Annotated in this window: 2 protein-coding genes and 1 pseudogene; all 3 read right to left on the bottom strand. The window is 28.9% G+C overall.

Translation table 11 applies throughout. The features are described from left to right. A partial coding sequence (locus QX51_RS21660) for a mannonate dehydratase (RefSeq protein ID WP_200886392.1) occupies positions 1-145 on the bottom strand: 145 nt, incomplete at its 3' end. A 111-nt stretch (positions 146-256) separates the two neighbouring features. Next, entirely contained in the window at positions 257-1,651 is a 1,395-nt protein-coding gene (locus tag QX51_RS09285; RefSeq protein WP_039679636.1) for an MFS transporter, read from the bottom strand. A gap of 369 nt (positions 1,652-2,020) precedes the next feature. Further along, positions 2,021-2,167: pseudogene (locus QX51_RS19970) on the bottom strand (mannonate dehydratase); the annotation flags it as partial. Positions 2,168-2,196 lie beyond the last annotated feature (29 nt).

Consider the following 2,196-nt stretch of genomic DNA (forward strand, 5'->3'; position numbering starts at 1 on the left):
ATTCTAATATTCTATCTAATGGCCATACTTCTCCTACTGGTATATCATATATAGCCGTTACTATTCCTTTCATTCCTGGTATTTGACGGATGTACTCTATTTTCACAGGGTCATCTTGTCCATACCATCTAAATGTCATTTCCATTAATAAATATCCTCCTCAATCTCATTTTAATACTAGTATACAAGTTGTATTGCATTTGTATACTAGCATTTATATATGAGATTTGTCAAGCTTTTAATATTTAAAAACTAACTAAGCTCTTCTTCTTTCTAATTCAGTTTCTATTTCTTCTAATTTTTTATTACTTAAGTTATAAACAAACTTCATAGTAATAAATCCAAATATAAATCCTATAAGCGGTATTAATGTTATTATAAGTCTTATGCTTTCAGCAACTTCAGCAGTTTGAGTAGCCACTCCTGATTGATAACCTATAGCTGCTAAAGCAAATCCACCTATACTTCCTACTATAGCTTGAACCAATTTTCTAGCTAATGAGTATGCTGCATAAACAGTTCCTTCTTCTCTTTTCCCACTTATATATTCTTGATAATCTATAACATCACCAACTAAAGCCCATACGATCATATTGTAGAATCCTGCTCCTATACCTGATACTACACTTAATCCCATATATACATATGGATTTTTACTTGGGAAGAATACCATTACTGCATAAGCTGCTATAGATATTATTAAACTATAAGTTGAAACGTTTTTCTTACCAAATTTAGCAACTAATTTAGTTGTTAAAGGTAGTACTATAAATGTACCTATCATTCCAACCATTCCACCTAAACCTAATAATCCAGGTGCTTGAAAATAATCTTTAAATAAGTATGCATTTAAAGAACTTGGTAAGAATACTGCTGTTAAAGTACCTAATGAACCTAATATTAAACCAATTAAAGCTCTGTTTTTGCATAAAGTTTTTACAGTCTCAGTTAAACTAGTTTTTTCTTGAGTATCCTTGGCTTCATGAATAACTCTTTCTGTTGTCATCTTATATGATAATTGATAAGCTATATTAGCTATTATGGCATAAATTATTGCTGCTACAACAAAACCTTTTACTGATACAACATCTTGTGCATCAAATATTAATTTAGGTGTTAAAACCATAAGTAATATCATTGAAAATGTTGCTGCTAAATTTCTCCAAGTAGATAATGAAGTTCTTTCAACTGGATCTGTTGTCATTACCGAAGCTAATGAACCATATGGTATATTTATAGCTGTATATGCCATCCCAAATCCTATATAAGTTATATATGCATATGGTAATTTCATACTTTCTGGCATATTAGGTATAACTAAGAATGTTAATACTGTAAATATTCCAAGTGGTAAACCCATATATTTTAAATACGGTCTAAACTTCCCATTTTTACCTGCTTTTCTTTTATCAACGATTACTCCCATAATTGGGTCATTTATAGCATCCCATACTCTTGATATAACCATAAGTGTTCCAACTGCTGCTGCACTTATCCCAAATGCATCTGTATAAAATACTAATAAATAACTTCCTATAAAGTTAAATAATAAACTATTCCCAAAATCTCCAAGCATGTAACCGACTTTGTCACCCATTCCAAACGGTTTCCCCGATGACATATTTTTTTCTAATTTAGCTGCTGATTGCATATCTAAACCCTCCTAATTTTATAATTGATAATAAGTCATACTATTTTTTATGTTGTTAGTTAACAACAGCAAATAACATTTTTTCATTATTTGCTTTTATTTAAATATCACTTTAAATTTATATTAATTTTCTTTTTGAAATAAAATTAATATAAATTTCAGTTTGATATTTTTTTAACATTTAAATGCATAATTATGCCTTATCACATATACAAATAATATTACACTCGTATACTAGCATATTAGTAATATAATTTCAATACCTTTTTATACCGTCATAAAAACATTTTCCCAAAGTAATAAAGGTAATATCCAAGAATACCTATAAGCTTTTCCTATAGAAATTCTTGAATAGTATATCTTAAATATTTATTTACTTTTGTTTATAGCTTCTTTTATTCCGTTTATATATACAGCTCCTAAAGCTCTATCATATAATCCGTATCCTGGTCTTCCAGTTTCTCCCCATATCATTCTTCCATGATCTGGTCTGAAAGGTCCATCAAAGTTGTAATCACAGTAAGCTTTTTATATTTCATAGAAAT

The organism is Terrisporobacter othiniensis (assembly GCF_000808015.1).
GTDB classification, from domain to species: domain Bacteria; phylum Bacillota; class Clostridia; order Peptostreptococcales; family Peptostreptococcaceae; genus Terrisporobacter; species Terrisporobacter muris.

Coding starts and splice junctions, on each gene's coding strand:
- QX51_RS09285 (WP_039679636.1), bottom strand. CDS start 1,651: ATGCAATCAGCAGCTAAATTAGAAAAAAATATGTCATCGGGGAAACCG.